The 998-nt window shown below is 75.8% G+C and carries 1 protein-coding gene; it reads left to right on the top strand.

The window, feature by feature from the left end; all coding sequences use genetic code 11:
* Positions 1-817, top strand: an 817-nt coding sequence (locus FV228_RS30830; protein WP_147857872.1) for a methylated-DNA--[protein]-cysteine S-methyltransferase, incomplete at its 5' end; no start/stop codon positions are given.
* Between the last annotated feature and the right edge of the window lie 181 nt (positions 818-998).

Genomic DNA, 998 nt, shown 5'->3' on the forward strand with positions numbered 1-998 from the left:
GCGCCGGGCCGAGGCGGTGGCCCGGGCCTGCCGGCTGATCGAGTCCGCCGAGACGATGCCGCCGCTCTCCGAACTCGCCCGCGCCGCGGGTCTGAGCGCCTACCATTTCCACCGGGTGTTCAAGGCCGCCACCGGGGTGACCCCCAAGGCCTACGCGGAAGCCCGACGAGCCGGGGCCCTGGCCGCCGCGCTGCCGAAGGCCACCACCGTCACGGCGGCGCTCTATGACGCCGGCTACGCGACCGCGAGCCGGTTCTACGCCGGCGCCGCCGAGCGTCTCGGCATGGCGCCTGCGGCCTATCGCAAGGGCGGGCTCGGCATCCGCATGCGCTTCGGTGTCGGCGCCTGCAGCCTGGGGGCGATCCTGGTCGCCGCCACGGAGGCCGGCCTCTGCGCGATCCTGCTCGGCGACGACCCCGAACTTCTCGTCCGCGACCTGCAGGACCGGTTTCCGGGGGCCGAGATCGAGGGGGGCGACCCCGCGTTCGAGGCCTGGATGGCGCGGGTCATCGGGCTCGTGGAGGCGCCGGGCACCGGCCTCGACCTGCCCCTCGACATCCGCGGCACCGCGTTCCAGCAGCGCGTCTGGGCGGCCCTGCGGGCGATCCCGGTCGGATCGACCGCCACCTACGCGGACATCGCCCGCGCCATCGGGGCGCCCACGTCCATGCGGGCCGTCGCCCAGGCCTGCGGGGCGAACCACCTGGCGGTGGCGATCCCGTGCCACCGGGTGGTCCGCTCGGACGGATCCCTGTCGGGCTACCGCTGGGGCGTGGACCGCAAGCGCGACCTGCTCGCGCGCGAGGCGGCGGGCTGAGGCGGTGCCCGGCTGACCCGCTCTGCTGCGTGTCCCGCAATGACGCGGCGATCATGACGACGTCGTCAGCTGGCCATCGCGCGAGGTCGGGCAGATACAAGCCTCAGCGCCGGCCGCCGCCGGGTGGGCCGCCGAAACCGCCCGGTCCGCCGCCCGGGCCACCGAATCCTCCGCCGGGGGC

Origin of the sequence: Methylobacterium sp. WL18, from assembly GCF_008040015.1 — a bacterium.
In the GTDB taxonomy this organism is placed as follows: domain Bacteria; phylum Pseudomonadota; class Alphaproteobacteria; order Rhizobiales; family Beijerinckiaceae; genus Methylobacterium; species Methylobacterium mesophilicum.